This is a genomic window from Enterococcus italicus DSM 15952 (assembly GCF_000185365.1).
In the GTDB taxonomy this organism is placed as follows: Bacteria; Bacillota; Bacilli; order Lactobacillales; family Enterococcaceae; genus Enterococcus_G; species Enterococcus_G italicus.
Genome location: NZ_GL622241.1, coordinates 1,455,969 through 1,457,220, shown reverse-complemented (window position 1 = coordinate 1,457,220; position 1,252 = coordinate 1,455,969). Strand labels below are relative to the sequence as shown.

Sequence of the window (1,252 nt, the reverse complement as noted above, 5' to 3'; positions counted from 1 at the left end):
TTTAACTAAATGAAAGTACTTAGATAATCTATAAAAGCCTCTATCTAACAACAATATACATAATATTATATAAAATGAATTAATGAAGTTTTTAGATAATAAAATAACTCTAAATGTGTTTTAAACAGCATATATTATCTTTAGAGAGTGTTAGAAATTATTTTCGATAAATTATACATAAAAATTTAAAACGTCTTAGAACGTAAAATAAGCAGCATAGAATCAATTGTAGAAATCCATAAAATATTTTTGAACTTTTAAATAGTAAAATGACTTTGTGGATATTAATTTAAATCATAATCTGATGGAAAGATAAAAATTTTACTTGTACCAGTTTTATGATTTGAAAAACTATATGTAAATATTGATATACAAACGTTTAAGTGTAGTTTATGAAAATCTTCGATACAAAAAACACCTTTCAGACAAAAATAAGTGGTTAATTACCCACATTTTTTTCTTCAATGAATCTGAGAGGTGTTTTTTTTTAAATACATTGAAAAATCATTGATATTACAGTAATCTTGTGTTTTTGTCAACAAGTATAAAACCCTTGATAAATAAGGATTTTTTAAGGGTCATTTTTTAAGTGGATTTTTACAAAAATTTTGAGATAAAAAAGAATAATAATTTTGAATAGCCAATTTAGATTAATTTCTTTAATTCGATTGCAACAATTTCAGTGCTGATAAAATATTCAGGTGTTTGGCTACGATAAGGAGTATTTGCTAAGAATTTCATAATAGTTGGTTGTAGATTTGTTTGGAAATCAATTTCTTCAGTAAAGAATTGACAGTGTTGAATCATACTATTGTTGATACTGATAATTGAACGATTATAATTTGAAGAAATTTCCAATCTACCAGCTTTTAGAAAATACTTTTTAATTTGAACAGGTGGCATATTACTATAACTAAATACTTCTTCAATTCCTGCTTTAATCATATGGTTCAAATCTTTTTTATTTTTAGCATTAATATCAGCTAATACGATTGGTGAAAATGATTTATCATTTACTAGCACCAAAATCTTTTTTCGATTAAAAGTAAAGTAGTTTGCGTGCCAAGAATAAAAAGAACGTTCTAAATTAGGCGATTCTTTTTGTGATTTTGGAATAGCCGAAAATAGAGGCAATGCTTTTTTAGTGGGTATGAGATTCATAATGTCCTCCAAGTGATTTTCTTTTATTATATCAGATGAATTTCTGTTAGGAATTAATTAATATACGTTTGTTTTAAAGCAATAAAATACC

At 24.8% G+C, this 1,252-nt stretch carries 1 protein-coding gene; it reads right to left on the bottom strand.

Translation table 11 applies throughout. The features are described 5' to 3' along the window. Positions 1 to 645: 645 nt before the first annotated feature. On the bottom strand, positions 646 to 1,161 hold the full coding sequence (locus tag HMPREF9088_RS06805) for a DUF6933 domain-containing protein (RefSeq protein WP_007208435.1): 516 nt from the start codon (positions 1,159 to 1,161) through the stop codon (positions 646 to 648). Positions 1,162 to 1,252 lie beyond the last annotated feature (91 nt).